This window comes from Nocardioides zeae (genome assembly GCF_010686755.1).
Lineage (GTDB): Bacteria > Actinomycetota > Actinomycetes > Propionibacteriales > Nocardioidaceae > Nocardioides > Nocardioides zeae.
In genome coordinates, this window is sequence record NZ_JAAGXA010000004.1 from 67,899 (window position 1) to 80,947 (window position 13,049).

Here is a 13,049-nt window from a genome sequence, read left to right on the forward strand (position 1 = left end):
TCGCGCATTGTGGAGCCAGGAGTCGCGGGGGACGGCAGCCCTGATCGTCGTGCCCTCGTCGTGGAGGACGATGCCGACATCCGTTCGTTGATCGACCTGACGCTGTCGGCGCAGGGGTTCGTGATCCGCACGGCGGCGACCGGACGCGACGGTCTCCAGCTCGCCCGCGAGTGGGAGCCCGACCTCATCACCCTCGACCTCGGCCTCCCGGGCATCGACGGTCTCGAGGTGTGCCGGCGCGTGCGCGAGTTCTCCGACGCCTACCTGGTGGTCGTCTCCGCCCGCCAGGACGAGGTCGACCGGCTCATGGCCCTGCAGACCGGCGCCGACGACTTCCTCGTCAAGCCCTTCAGCCCGCGTGAGCTCCAGGCCCGCGTGACCGCGATGTTCCGCCGCCCGCGCAGCGCACCGACCGGCCAGGCCACCGATCCCGCGGCGGCCGGTGGCGAGCCGGTCGTGCTCGGCGGCATCGCCGTGCCCGACGGCCACGAGGTGCTGCGGCACGGCGTCGTCGGGATCGACGTCGACGGTCGCCGCGCGTTCGTCGACGACGCCGAGGTCGACCTCACGCGCACCGAGTTCGACCTGCTGACCCACCTCATGCGCACGCCCGCCCGGGTCTGGACCCGCGAGGCGCTGCTGCGGACCGTGTGGGGCAACGACTGGGTCGGCGACTCGCACCTCGTCGAGGTCCACATCGGCAACCTGCGCCGCAAGCTCACGCAGGCCTCCGGCGACAAGTCGATCATCCACACCGTGCGGGGCGTCGGCTACCGCATGTCGGCTGCCTGAGCTTCCCCGCCGGGCACCCCGCGCGCCGGCTCTGCGCCGGACGCCCCCGCCGGGCATCCCCGGAAGTGTGCAGCAGGGACACGCCCCGCGCGATCCGAGCAGCACCAAGCGCACAGTTCCCGCGCCTCCCCCGGCCGGCACCCCCCAGCCGCCGGACGTCATGCGCAGCGGTCGCCCGGGGCACCGAACCGCATGACGTCCCGGTACGGCCCGGCAATGTGCAGCAGGGACACGCCCCGCGCGATCCGAGCAGCACCAAGCGCACAGTTCCGACCCCCCCGCACCCACCCACGCACCCCCGGCAGCACACGACCGACGGGCGGCAGGACTCGTGGTCCCGCCGCCCGTCGGCGTCGGAGGTGGCGTCGGAGTGCGGCGTACGCCGCGGGTCACGCCTCGGCGAGGATGCCCTCCATCAGCTGCTTCGGCGCGGTGAAGCCCTGCACGATCGCCTCGTGCACCATCTGCAGCGCGATGAACGCGGCACCGTGCTCGACGGCCAGGCGCTTCTCGGCCTCGGACCACGCGGGGAGCACCCACGGCTTGTCGGCGGCCTCGGCGAGCTTCGCGATGTGCGCGATGTCGGCGAAGTCCTCCTCGCTGCGCGTGTAGTGGCCGCGTCCGCGGCGGAGCGACAGGTCGGTGGGCCCGATGAAGACGCCGTCGACGGTGTCGAGCGCCAGGATCGCCTCGGCGTCGTCGAAGGCGCCCGCGTCCTCGATCATCGGGAAGACGAGGGTGGTGGCGTCGGCGTTGCGGTACCACTCCTCGGAGAACCCGCCGTAGCCCACGGTGCGGCCGCCGGCCGCGCTGCGGTCGCCGAGCGGGGGGAACTTCGCGTAGCTCGTGATGAGCTTCGCGTGCTCGAGGTTCTCGATGTGCGGGATGATCACGCCGTCGGCGCCGAAGTCGAGGGCCTGCTGGATGGGGCCCCGCTCCGGCACGAGCACCTTGGCGAGCACCTTCAGGCCGAGGCCCTTCAGCACGGGCATGAAGCGCTCGAGGGTCTCGAGGTCGAACGGGCCGTGCTCGATGTCGAGGATGACGAAGTCGTAGCCGAGCTTCGCCACGATCTCCGCCACGGCGGTGTTGGAGTCGGAGAGCCAGGCACCCAGCTGCGGGGTCGTGGTCATGGGGAGGTCCTTTCGGGGAACGTGCGGGGTCGGGTACGGCGCGGGGAAGCGCCGGCCGCTCACGCGATGCGGTAGCGGCGGTTGGCCAGGCTGGGGTTGCTCGCGCGCACCACGCCGGTGCGGGCGGTGTCGACGTCGAAGACGGTCACGTCGACCGCCTCGGCGAGCTCGGCGAGCACCGTGCCCATCGGGTCGACGGCGACGGCGGAGCCGATGCCCATCGGCGGTGCCTGGGAGACGCCGGCGACGAAGACGGTGTTCTCGATGGCGCGGGCGAGCAGGAGGGTCTTCCAGTGGTACTCCTTGCGGGGCCCGGGCACCCACGAGGCGGGGTAGAGCACCACGTCGGCGCCCGCGTCGACGACGCGACGGGCCGCCTCGGGGAAGCGCAGGTCGTAGCAGGTCAGGAGGCCGACGGTGACGCCGTCCACCACGAACGTCTCGGGGGCGTCGAGGTCGCCGGGGCAGATGAACTCCGACTCCTGGTAGCCGAACGCGTCGTAGAGGTGCTGCTTGCGGTACGCCGCGACCCGCTGCCCGTCGGCGTCGAGCACGAGCAGCGAGTTGTAGGCCCGGTCCGGGTCGGGCGAGGTCTCGACGAGGCCGAAGACGATCGCGACGCCGTGCTCCTTGGCGAGCTGGGCGACCTGGCCGGCGAAGGGCCCGTCGAGCGGCTCGGCGGCGGCGACGAAGTCCCGCGACATCGCCGGCAGCTCGAACATGGCGAACTCCGGGAAGACGAGCAGGTCCGCCCCGCGGGCGACCGCCACCTCGGCGAGGCGGGCCATCTGCGCGAGGTTGGCCTCCTTGTCCTCGGTGGTCAGCATCTGGCAGAGCGCGATCCTCATGCGCTGTTCTCCTCTCGGGAGCGGAACGGGACGGTGGTCGACGCGGGTGCGTCGGGGGAGGGCAGCCACGGGTCGTCGCCGTCGCGGTGGCTGTGGCGCCCCTCGACGGCGAGCGCGTCCTGGTAGGCGGGCATCCAGGGCCGCTCGGCGTCGGCCTCGCGCTGGTAGGCCGCCACGACGACGTCGAGGAAGCGCTGGACCTCCGGGGTGGCGCGGTCGGGGTGCCAGACCAGGTAGGCCGTCGCCGTGAGGCGGGGCTCCACGATCGGGCGGTAGACGACGTTGGGCAGCCGCGTGGCGGCCAGCGACCGCGGCAGGAACGACACGCCGGCACCGGCGGCGACCATGCCGATGTGGTCGAGGTAGGAGCCGGCCGCGACCGGTCCGCGCGGGGAGAACCCGGCCTTCATGCACGCCACCACGAGAGCGTCGTGCACCTCGGGCGCGGCGTGCCGCGGGATGGTGATGATCTGCTCGTGGCGCAGGTCGGCGACGGCGACCTCCGTGCGCTCCGCCAGCGGGTGGTCCGCCGGCAGCGCGAGGAGGTAGGGCTCGGCGTACAGCTCCACGCACGCGAAGCCCTTGTCGGTGTGGCGGGTGTAGAGCACCGCCACGTCCTGCCGCCCGCCCTCGAGCTCCTCGAGGATCTGCACGGTGGTCGAGTAGGTGATGGGGAGGTCGACCCGCGGGGAGGCGTCGCGGAACTCCTTGATCACCGCGGGCAGGTGCCCGTAGACGAGCGCGCGGGTCAGCGCGACCCGCACCCGGCCGAGCTCGCCGGCCTGGAGCTCGTTGAGCAGTCCCTCGAGGCCGTGCACCTGCTCGAGCACCGAGCGGCACCGCAGGTAGAACTCGCGCCCGGCCGCGGTCACCGTGAACGGGCGGGTGGAGCGGTCGAGCAGCTGGATGCCGAGGTCCGACTCCAGGCGGATGATCTGCTGGCTGAGCGCGGGCTGGCTGATGAAGAGCTGCTCCGCCGCCGTGCGGAAGCTCTGGGCGTCGACGAGCGACACGTACATCTCGAGCCGTCGGGTCTCCACGGGTCAGCCGGCCAGACGCTGGGCGCGGCGCTGCGCCTGCAGGTCGGGGTCGGGCACCGGGGCGGCGGCGATGAGGCGGCGCGTGTAGTCCTCCTGCGGGTCGTTGAGCACCCGCGCGGTCGGACCCTGCTCGACGACCCGACCGTGCTGCAGCACGACGACCGAGGTCGCGAGCTGCTCGACGACCGAGAGGTCGTGGGTGATGAAGAGGCAGGAGAAGCCGTGCTCGCGCTGCAGCTCGGAGAACAGGTCGAGCACCGCGGCCTGCACCGACACGTCGAGGGCCGAGGTCGGCTCGTCGGCGACGAGCAGGCGCGGGTTGGTCGCCATCGCGCGGGCGATGCCGACGCGCTGGCGCTGTCCGCCGGAGAGCTCGTGGGGGTAGCGGTCCACCCACTCCTTCGGCAGCCGCACGTCGTCGAGCAGCTCCTGCGCCCGGGCCCGGCAGGCCTTCGTGCTCGTGAGCTTCCGCGTCCACCGCAGGGGGTCGGTGATCGACTGGCCGATGGTGCGGCGGGGGTCGAGCGAGGAGGCCGGGTCCTGGAACACCATCGAGACCTGCGAGCGGATGTGGACGAGGTCGGCCCGCGACCCGGCGGAGACGTCGCGGCCGCCGACCTCCATCCGGCCCGCGGCGACGGGCAGCAGCCCCATCGCGAGCCGCCCGATGGTCGACTTGCCCGAGCCGGACTCGCCGACCAGGCCGACGATCTCCCCGGGGGCGACGCTGATGTCGAGGTCGTGGCCGGCGCGGAACCCGGACTTGCGCCAGGAGCCCGGGTACTCGATGGCCACGCCCTCGAGGTCCAGCACGGGGGGCGCCGAGCGGTCGGCGACGGCGGAGCTCGTCGTACCGGAGCCGAGGCGGGGGACGGCCTCGAGGAGCGCCGTCGTGTAGTCGTGCTGCGGGCGGGCGAAGAGCTCGCGCGACGGGGCGGTCTCGACGACGCGACCGTCGCGCATGACGACCACGCGGTCGGAGACGTCGGCGACGACGCCCATGTCGTGCGTGATGATGAGGACGCCCATCCCGGTGCGCTGCTGCAGCTCGCGCACCAGGTCGAGGATCTCGGCCTGGACGGTCACGTCGAGCGCCGTCGTCGGCTCGTCCGCGATGAGGAGCCGCGGCTCGGAGGCCATCGCCATCGCGATCATGGCGCGCTGGCGCTGCCCGCCGGAGAGCTGGTGGGGGTAGTGCTTCACCTTCTCCTCCGGGCTCGGCATGTGCACCTGCCGGAGGAGGTCGACGGCCTTCTCCGCGGCCTCCGCCTTGGAGACGTCGCGGTGGCTGCGGATCGCCTCGGAGAGGTGGTGCCCGATCGTGTAGACCGGGTTCAGCGCCGTCATCGGCTCCTGGAAGATCACGGCGACGTCGCAGCCGCGCACCTGCCGCAGCCGCTTCTCGCTCGCCCCGACGAGCTCCTCGCCGTCGAGGCGGATGGAACCGGTACGGCGCGCGTTCGCCGGCAGCAGGTCGAGGATCGCCATCGCGGTGACGGACTTGCCCGAGCCGGACTCGCCCACGAGGGCGACGGTCTCCCCGGGCGCCACGGAGAAGCTGATGCCGTGGGTGACGGGCTTCCACTTCTTGCCGCCGCCGAACTCGACGGACACGTCGTCGATCTCCAGCAGCGCCGTGGCGGGCGGCGGCGGGGCCTTCTCGAGCACGGGCTGGGTCATCGGTTGCTCCTCGACTTCGGGTCGAGCCCCGAGCGCAGGGCGTCGCCGACCAGGCCGAAGGCCAGGATCGTCAGCACCACGAAGGCTCCGGGCACGAGCAGGACGTGCGGGTCGCTGGACAGGTAGCGCTGGCCCTGGGCCACCATCGAGCCCCACGAGGGGGTGGGCGGCACGACGCCGAGCCCGAGGTAGCTGAGGCCGGACTCGAGCAGGATCGCGGTGGCGATGGTGAGCGAGACCTGCACGATGAGCGGGGCGGAGATGTTGGGCAGGATCACGCCGAAGAGCCGGGTGCGGGTCGGGGCGCCGAACGCGGTGGCCGCCTCGACGAACTCGAGCCGCTTCACCGAGATCACCTGGCCGTAGGCGATGCGGGCGAAGGTCGGCGCGAAGAGCACGCCCATCGCCGCGATGAGGGTGCCGGTGCCGGGACCCCGGAGGGTCACCGCGAGCAGCACGAGGATGATCGGCGGGAAGGCGAGCAGCACGTCGACGACGACCCGCATCGTGATGACCTCGACGATGCCGCCGAAGTAGCCGCCCAGGAGCCCGAGCAGGGTGCCGAGGAGCATCGACACGAGCGTCGCGCCGAGCGCGATGAGCAGCTCGACCCGGGCGCCGTAGATGATCCGGCTGAGGATGTCGCGGCCCAGCTCGTCGGTGCCGAGGACGTGCGCTCCGCCGGGGGAGGCGAGGCGGTCGGCCACGTCCTGCGAGAGCGGGTCGGCCGGCGCCAGCAGCGGGGCGGCGACGAGCACGAGGAGCATGAGGCCGACGTACACCAGGGCGGCGAGCCGCAGCGGGGTCAGCGCGTGAGCCAGACGGCGTCGCATGTCAGCGCCTCACTCTCGGGTCGAGCACCCCGTAGAGCACGTCGACGATGATGTTGATGGACACGAAGAGCACGGCGATGGTGATGACGACGCCCTGCACGACGGGGTAGTCGCGGGCCGTCACCGCGTCGACCAGCAGGCTCGAGAGGCCGGGGTAGCTGAAGACCTTCTCGACCAGCACCGTCGAGCCGAGCAGGGTGCCGACCCCGATGCCGACCGTGGTCACGACCGGGTTGAGCGAGTTGCGCAGCACGTACTTGCGGAAGACCGTGCGCCGCGACAGGCCGAGGGACCGCGCCGTGCGGACCCAGTCCTGGTGGAGCATCTCGAGCACCGCGGAGCGGGTCATGCGGGCGATGGTCGAGGCGAAGCCGACCGCCAGCGCGATCGCCGGCATGATGAGCAGCTGGGCGTGGCGCCCCGGGTCGTCGCCCCACTCCGTGAACCCGCCGGCGGGCAGCAGCCCGAGCTCGAGCGAGAACAGCAGCACGAGCAGCGAGCCGAAGACGAACACCGGCAGCGCGACGCCGATCGACGTCAGCACGGACGTGACGGAGTCGAACCAGCCGCCCTTGCGGGCCGCCAGCGCGCCCCACGGCACGCCGACGACGACCGCGATGAGGGTGGCCAGGCCGACGAGCTCGAGCGTCCGAGGGAGACGCTCGCCGATCGCCTCGGAGACGGCCTGACCGTTGCGGAACGACTCTCCGAGGTCGCCGGTGAGGGCACCGGAGAGGAACTGCCAGTACTGCGTCAGCAGTGGCTGGTCGAGCCCGAGCTGCTCCCGCACGCGGGCGACCGCGTCGGGGGTCGCGGAGCCGCCGTCGCCCTGCGAGAGCAGGAGCATCGCCGGGTCACCGGGCACCAGGTGCAGGGCCAGGAAGATGAGCGTCAGGACCAGGAGGACGAGTCCGACACCCACCCCGATCCTGCGCAGCACGTATGTGGTCACGACAGGTTCCTCTCCGGCGCTCTCTCAGCGCTCGATGGAGGTGTTCGCCAGCGTGTAGCCGCTGAAGAACGTGTGGAAGCCGGGCAGGTTCGAGAAGCCCTCGACGTCGTCGCTGTAGGCCCAGGCCTGGTCGCGGGTGTCGATCGAGGCGAAGGGCACGTCGGTCGCGAAGAGGTCGAAGGCCTCCTCGTACGCCGCGGCGCGGGTCTCGTCGTCCGTCGCCCGCAGGCCGTCGGTCAGGGACGCGGCGATCTCCTCGTTCGCGTAGCCGAAGCTGCGGTTGAAGTTGTCCGGGCCCTGCACGAAGGACAGCAGGTAGATCGGGTTGGTGACGATGCCGACGTCGCCCGAGACGGCGAGGTCGTAGTCGCCCGCGGCGCCCTTCTCGAGGCGTCCCGACCAGTCGGGGGCGTCGAGGGTGACGTCGATGCCGACCGCCTGGAGGTCCTGCTGCACCGAGAGCGCGGTGTCCTGGAGGAAGGTGTACTGCGACGTCGCGAGCAGCGTCGCCGAGAAGCCGTCGGGGTAGCCGGCCTCGGCCAGCAGCTCCTTCGCGCGGTCGGGGTCGTAGGTCCACAGCTCGTCGCCGAGGCCCTCGAGGGCCGGGTCGTTCGAGGTGACGACGCCCTCGAGCGGCTGGCCGTTGCTCTGGAAGGCGGCGGTCAGCGCGTTGTCGCGGTTGATCGCGTAGGCCACGGCCTCGCGCACCAGCGGGTCGGCGAAGGGGCCGTCGGTGACGTTGAACTGCACGTACTGGAACGGGCCGGGCTGGGCGGCGAGCTCGACGCCGTCGGTGTCGCCGACGCGGTCGAAGTTCTCCCAGGTGACGTAGTCGATCATGTCGACGTCGCCGCTGACGAGGGCGTTCGCGCGGGCGTCGCCGTCGGGGTAGTAGGCCACGTCGATCTCGTCGAGCGCGACGTCGTCGGCGTCGTAGAAGCCGTCGAACTTCGCGAGCGTCATGCCGACGCCCTCGTTCTGCTCCTCGATCTCGAAGGGCCCGGCACCGACGATGTTGGGCGTGTCGGCGTTGAGGCTCGCGTCGGGCACGATCGCGGCGGTCGGCACGGCCAGGAACTCGAGGAACGCGTTGTTGGGCGCCTCGAGGGTGACCGTCACCTGGGTGTCGCTGTCGGCGGTGATGGACGCGATGTCCTGCAGGCCGGCGATGAGGGTGGAGCCGTTGTCGGGGTTCGCGTAGTACTCCAGCGAGTTCTTCACGTTGGTCGCCGTGAGCGGCGAGCCGTCCGAGAAGGTCAGGCCCTCGTGGAGCGTGAAGACGTACGTCGTGGGGTCCGGCGTGTCGACCGACGCGGCCAGGCCGGGGACGAGCTCGCCGTCCTCGTCGAGCGTCATGAGCCCGCGGTGGATGAGGGTCAGGACGAAGTTCGTGGCGGAGCCCTGCCAGACGCCGGTCGTGAGGGTGACGGGCTCGGCGGACAGACCGAAGCGGAGCGTGCCGGCCTCGCCGGAGCTGCCGCTGCCGCCACCACAGGCGGCGAGGGTCATCGAGGCGACGGCCGCCGCCGTGAGCGCTGCCGTGCGGGGACGGGCCGCGGCGCGGAGCCGGGACGTGAGGGAGGTGCGCATGGGGTCCTCTCGGGGGTGTGCAGGTCGGCTCGGGGGTGCCGACGTGACCGCCTTTGAACCGAGCGTCAGGCGGAGGGGTCGAGAGGACTATGCGCGGCCCGCAACATATGCGTCCAATAGATCTACTGCGGACCAGAATAAGGATCCGCTTATGTAATGAGCCCGTCACGAGGGCGCAACCCGGGAGACACGAGGCGAACGGATCTGCGCGATCCGGTTGCACCGCGGTTAACCGCGCAGGTCATCGCTGTGAGGCGAGTCTCGGGCACGCCGCCCGACCGGCCGCGGTGGCGCCGGTCACAGGGGTGGCGACCGGCGTCACACCGAGCGCCCGGTCGGGTCACATGGTGGACGAGCCGTGGGTCAGGAGAGCGTGACCGGGCCGTCCGCGGCGGCGTCCAGCGAGCGCGACGTGTCCTTGAGCCGCACGCCGGACTCCCCCAGGTCGCGCGCGCCGGCCACGAGGGCGTCGACGATGCGGGCGGCGTGGGCGTGGTCGAGCCCGTCGGGCGGGTGCACGTTGGAGATGCAGTTCCGCTCGGAGTCGCGACGGCCGGGGCGCGGGTGGTGGGTGAGGTAGATGCCGAGGCTGCTCGGCACGGACAGGCCGGGCCGCTCCCCCACGAGCACGAGGACGGTCTCGACGCCCAGGTGGGCCCCCACGTGGTCACCGAGCGCCACCCGGGCGTTGGTGGCCACGACGAGGGGCGCGAGGGAGTAGCGGGGGGTCAGCCGCTCGACGAGGGCCGCGACCAGGGCCGGGGCGTGGTCGGTGAGCGCCTGGCCCGAGAGCCCGTCGGCGAGCACGATCCCGAGGTCGGCCCCGGTGTCGCGCGGGAGGTGGTCGAGGTCGCGTGGCTGACGCCCGAGGTCGGGCCGGCGCAGGTACTCACCACGGTCGGCGACCTGGCTGGCCACGAGCAGCGGCGTACCGAGTCCGCGGGACTCGAGGTCCGCCACCAGGGCGTCGACGTCGACCGGCACGTGCACGGCGTCGCGGGCCTGCGCGTGGGCGGCGCGGAAGGCGAGCACATCGCCGAGCGCCATCGTGTCGCCGGCGCGGCCGAGGCCGATCCGCGACTGGGTGGTGCGGCGCAGCGCGGCCCAGAAGTCGTCGTCGCTCATGCGCCCGCTCCCAGCGTGCGGAGCACCGAGGTGCTCGGGTCGACGGGCAGCACCCGCCCGCTCTCCGACATGAGGCCGCAGCGGGTGAGCCACTCCTCGAACTCGGGCGCGGGGCGCGTGCCGAACAGGTCGCGGGCGTAGAGGGCGTCGTGGAAGCCGAGGCTCTGGTAGCCCAGCATCACGTCGTCGGCGCCCGGCACGCAGATGACGAAGCCGACGCGGGCGGCGGCCAGCAGCGTGAGCAGCACGTCCATGTCGTCCTGGTCGGCCTCGGTGTGGTTGGTGTAGCAGACGTCGGCGCCCATCTGCAGGCCCAGCAGCTTGGCGCAGAAGTGGTCCTCGAGCCCGGCGCGCACGACCTGCTTGCCGTCGTAGAGGTACTCCGGGCCGATGAAGCCCACCACCGTGTTGATGAGGAAGGGGTCGAGGTCGCGGGCCACGGCGTACGCCCGGGCCTCCAGCGTCTGCTGGTCGACGGGACGCCCCTCGGTGCCGCGGTGGGCGTCGGCGGACAGCACGGAGCCCTGGCCGGTCTCGAGGTACATGACGTTGTCGCCCACGGTGCCGCGGCGCAGCGAGCGCGCCGCCTCGTTCGCCTCGCGGAGCAGGTCGAGCGTGACACCGAAGCCCTCGTTGGCCCCCTGCGTGCCGGCGATGGACTGGAAGACGAGGTCGACCGGGGCGCCGGCCTCGATGAGCCCGATGGACGTCGTGACGTGGGTGAGCACGCACGACTGGGTGGGGATCTCGTAGCGCTGACGCACGTCGTCGAGGAGGTGCAGCAGGTCGCTCACCGCCTGCGGGGAATCGGTCGCCGGGTTGATGCCGATGACCGCGTCACCGGCGCCGAGGAGGAGCCCGTCGAGCGTGGCCGCGGTGATGCCGCGGGGGTCGTCGGTCGGGTGGTTGGGCTGCAGCCGGGTCGAGAGCCGGCCCGGGAGGCCGACCGTCGTGCGGAACGCCGTCGTCACCTGCACGGCGCGGGCGACGGTGACGAGGTCCTGGTTGCGCATCAGCTTGCTGACCGCGGCCACCATCTCGGGCGTGAGCGCCCAGCGGATCCCCGTCAGGCGGTCGGCGGCGTCGTCGCGGGTGACCGTGTCGAGGAGCCAGTCGCGGAGGCCGCCGACGGTGAGGTGGGAGATCTGCCGGTACGCCGCCGCGTCGTGCTGCTCGAGGATGAGGCGCGTGACGTCGTCGGTCTCCGCGGGCACGAGCAGCTCGGTGAGGAAGAGGTCGAGCGGCACGTCGGCGAGCGCCCACTGCGCGGCCGCCCGCTCGGCGTCGGTCTCCGCGGCGCACCCGGCGAGCTCGTCGCCCGAGCGGCGCGGCGAGGCCTTGGCCATGAGGTCGACGAGGTGGTCGAAGGTGTAGGTCGTCGGCCCGAGGGTCTGTCGGAACACGGTCACGGTGCGACGGTAGGCCGGTCCTGTCACCCGCGTGTTACACGAACCGGTTCATGCACGGATCCATGCACCATCAGGCGGGGTGCTTATGGAGGCTGCGCCGAGTTGTCACGTACGCCGCGTCGCGCGCCGAGTTGTCACGTACGCCGCGTCGCGCGCCGAGTTGTCACGTACGCCGCGACGACTCGACGCCCCCGCCGCGGCGTACGTGACAACTCGGCGAAGGTACGGTCGCCCGCGTGACCCACCAGGAGCAGCCCCCGCACCACGCCGTGTTCGACTTCGACGGGGTGCTGGTGCGGCGGGACTCGACGGTCGAGCTGCTCCGCCGCCGGTTCCACCGCCGGCCCTGGCTCCTGCCGCTCGCCCTCGGGCCGCTGACCGCGTACGCCGCGACCGTCGCCGCCCCGCCCCTCCAGGCGCCCGCGTCCCGGGTGGTCGTGCGCGCCGCGCTCGCCGGCACGACCCGCGCCCGCGTCGAGGCGTCGGGCCGCGCCCTGGGCGCCGAGCTCGCCGGCGACGACCGGTGGCGCGTCGACGCCGCCGTCGAGGCCGTCCGCACCCACCTCGCCGCGGGCGCCGTCACCGTCGTCTCGGCGGGCCTCGACATCACGGTCCGCGCCTACCTCGACGCGCTCGACCTCCACGACGTCGCCGTGGTCGCCTCCCGCCTCGACGGCCGGCTCGGGGGGGTGCACCTGACCGACCACACGTACGGCGCGGCGAAGGTCGTGCGCGCCGCCGCGGCGGGGCTGCACCGCTGGGACGTGGCCTACACCGACGCCGCGTCCGACTTCCCGCTGCTCGCCCCGGCCCGACGCAAGGTGCTCGTCAACGCCCGGCCCGCGGTCGTCGCCGCCGCCCGCCTCCGCTGGCCCGACGTCGAGGTCGTCACCTGGTGACGTCCGCCTCCACCTCGAAGACGGCGCGGTCCGAGCGGTAGACGTCGCGGGCGAACTCCACGCAGCGTCCGTCCGCGTCGTACGCCGACCGCTCCAACCGCGTGCCCGGCGTCGCCGCGACCGCGTCGAGCAGCCGGCACGACTCGTCGTCCAGGACGACGGAGGCCAGGGTGGCGCGCGCGGTGGTGACCACCACGCCGTACGTCGCGGCGAGCAGCTCCCACAGCGAGCCCGTCAGGTCCGCCTCGAGGAGGTGGGGGGTCAGCGCGACGGGGAAGACGGAGGTCTCCAGCGCGATGGCCTCGGCGTCGGCGCTGCGGCGGCGGCGCACGACGTGGACGGGGGCGCCCGGGACGAGGCCGAGCGCGGTGGCGGCCGCGGCATCGGCCTCCCCCACCTGGGCGGAGAGCACGACGGCCGCGGGGGTCTTGCCGCCCCGCTCGACCTCGCGGCTGAAGCTGCCGATGCGGAAGACGTGCCGCTGCTCGGCGACGAAGGTGCCGCGGGGGGTGCGCCGGTAGACGTAGCCCTCGTTCGCGAGGACGGTGAGGGCGTGGCGGGCCGTCATCCGCGAGACCCCGTGGAGCTCGGACAGCTCGCGCTCCGAGGGCACGAGCGTGTGGGGCGCGAGGTCCTCCTCGACGATGCGTCGGCGCAGGTCAGCGGCTATCTCGGCGTACCGCGGCACGCTCCCGCGCGGGGTCGGGGAGGACGCGGTCGGCGGCACCGCCGCAACGTAGCACTTGCG

Annotated in this window: 12 protein-coding genes; 2 read left to right on the plus strand and 10 right to left on the minus strand. The window is 72.8% G+C overall.

The annotated features are described in order from the left end of the window. Positions 1–9: 9 nt before the first annotated feature. A complete protein-coding gene (locus G3T38_RS07000; RefSeq protein ID WP_163771394.1) occupies positions 10–792 on the plus strand; it encodes a response regulator in 783 nt (260 codons plus the stop codon). Positions 793–1,181: 389 nt separating this feature from the next. Here the strand turns inward: G3T38_RS07000 and G3T38_RS07005 are convergent, their stop codons facing one another. From G3T38_RS07005 to G3T38_RS07045, 9 genes are all read right to left on the minus strand, one after another. Beyond that, positions 1,182–1,925: an HpcH/HpaI aldolase family protein gene (locus tag G3T38_RS07005; RefSeq protein ID WP_163771395.1), complete on the minus strand. Its 744-nt coding sequence runs from the start codon at positions 1,923–1,925 to the stop codon at positions 1,182–1,184. A 59-nt stretch (positions 1,926–1,984) separates the two neighbouring features. Next, positions 1,985–2,773, minus strand: coding sequence for a carbon-nitrogen hydrolase family protein (locus G3T38_RS07010; RefSeq protein ID WP_163771396.1), 789 nt, complete (start codon positions 2,771–2,773; stop codon positions 1,985–1,987). After that, positions 2,770–3,813, minus strand: coding sequence for a LysR substrate-binding domain-containing protein (locus G3T38_RS07015; protein WP_163771397.1), 1,044 nt, complete (start codon positions 3,811–3,813; stop codon positions 2,770–2,772). Before G3T38_RS07015 ends, G3T38_RS07010 begins: the two co-directional genes overlap by 4 nt. A 3-nt stretch (positions 3,814–3,816) precedes the next feature. Continuing rightward, positions 3,817–5,493, minus strand: coding sequence for an ABC transporter ATP-binding protein (locus G3T38_RS07020; protein ID WP_206675813.1), 1,677 nt, complete (start codon positions 5,491–5,493; stop codon positions 3,817–3,819). Beyond that, positions 5,490–6,326, minus strand: a complete 837-nt coding sequence (locus G3T38_RS07025) for an ABC transporter permease (protein ID WP_163771398.1) — start codon at positions 6,324–6,326, stop codon at positions 5,490–5,492. The genes G3T38_RS07020 and G3T38_RS07025 overlap by 4 nt, the downstream gene beginning before the upstream one ends. Position 6,327: 1 nt before the next feature. Beyond that, on the minus strand, positions 6,328–7,278 hold the full coding sequence (locus tag G3T38_RS07030; RefSeq protein ID WP_206675814.1) for an ABC transporter permease subunit: 951 nt from the start codon (positions 7,276–7,278) through the stop codon (positions 6,328–6,330). Positions 7,279–7,302: 24 nt separating this feature from the next. Then, a complete protein-coding gene (locus G3T38_RS07035) occupies positions 7,303–8,868 on the minus strand; it encodes an ABC transporter substrate-binding protein (RefSeq protein ID WP_163771399.1) in 1,566 nt (521 codons plus the stop codon). 363 nt (positions 8,869–9,231) lie between these two features. Continuing rightward, positions 9,232–9,993, minus strand: coding sequence for an ethanolamine ammonia-lyase subunit EutC (eutC, locus tag G3T38_RS07040; protein ID WP_163771400.1), 762 nt, complete (start codon positions 9,991–9,993; stop codon positions 9,232–9,234). After that, positions 9,990–11,402: an ethanolamine ammonia-lyase subunit EutB gene (locus tag G3T38_RS07045; protein ID WP_163771401.1), complete on the minus strand. Its 1,413-nt coding sequence runs from the start codon at positions 11,400–11,402 to the stop codon at positions 9,990–9,992. The genes eutC and G3T38_RS07045 overlap by 4 nt, the downstream gene beginning before the upstream one ends. Positions 11,403–11,638: 236 nt before the next feature. On the opposite strand from G3T38_RS07045, the gene G3T38_RS07050 reads away from it, so the two are divergent. Further along, a complete protein-coding gene (locus G3T38_RS07050) occupies positions 11,639–12,301 on the plus strand; it encodes a haloacid dehalogenase-like hydrolase (protein ID WP_163771402.1) in 663 nt (220 codons plus the stop codon). Here the strand turns inward: G3T38_RS07050 and G3T38_RS07055 are convergent. Then, entirely contained in the window at positions 12,291–13,028 is a 738-nt protein-coding gene (locus G3T38_RS07055) for a UTRA domain-containing protein (RefSeq protein ID WP_163771403.1), read from the minus strand. The genes G3T38_RS07050 and G3T38_RS07055 overlap by 11 nt on opposite strands. Between the last annotated feature and the right edge of the window lie 21 nt (positions 13,029–13,049).

What these genes read in the sequence shown, in the direction of transcription:
- G3T38_RS07035 (WP_163771399.1), bottom strand. Translation starts at nt 8,868, where the DNA reads ATGCGCACCTCCCTCACGTCCCGGCTCCGCGCCGCGGCCCGTCCCCGC.
- eutC (WP_163771400.1), bottom strand. Translation starts at nt 9,993, where the DNA reads ATGAGCGACGACGACTTCTGGGCCGCGCTGCGCCGCACCACCCAGTCG.
- G3T38_RS07005 (WP_163771395.1), bottom strand. Translation starts at nt 1,925, where the DNA reads ATGACCACGACCCCGCAGCTGGGTGCCTGGCTCTCCGACTCCAACACC.
- G3T38_RS07020 (WP_206675813.1), bottom strand. Translation starts at nt 5,493, where the DNA reads ATGACCCAGCCCGTGCTCGAGAAGGCCCCGCCGCCGCCCGCCACGGCG.
- G3T38_RS07010 (WP_163771396.1), bottom strand. Translation starts at nt 2,773, where the DNA reads ATGAGGATCGCGCTCTGCCAGATGCTGACCACCGAGGACAAGGAGGCC.
- G3T38_RS07025 (WP_163771398.1), bottom strand. Translation starts at nt 6,326, where the DNA reads ATGCGACGCCGTCTGGCTCACGCGCTGACCCCGCTGCGGCTCGCCGCC.